The 254-nt window shown below is 52.4% G+C and carries 1 rRNA gene; it reads right to left on the reverse strand.

Going from position 1 to position 254, the window contains the following annotated elements:
* Positions 1 to 111, reverse strand: a 5S ribosomal RNA gene (gene rrf, locus ACE418_RS13555); the annotation flags it as partial.
* Between the last annotated feature and the right edge of the window lie 143 nt (positions 112 to 254).

Here is a 254-nt window from a genome sequence, read left to right on the forward strand (position 1 = left end):
CGGCTTCCTATCCTCCCAGGGGGCCTCCCCCCAAGTACTTTCGGCGTTTGCGGGCTTAACTGCTGTGTTCGGCATGGAAACAGGTGGATCCCCGCAGCTATCGCCACTGAATTATCTTGTTTCAGGATGTTCGTATCCTGACAACTGCATAAAAATGTTTTTCCTTTCGAACCTTCCCTGTAGTCAAGTCCTCGGTCTATTAGTACCGGTCCGCTCCGTACATCGCTGTACTTCCACTCCCGGCCTATCAACCA

This window comes from Megasphaera jansseni (assembly GCF_047974155.1).
Classification (GTDB): Bacteria; Bacillota; Negativicutes; order Veillonellales; family Megasphaeraceae; genus Megasphaera.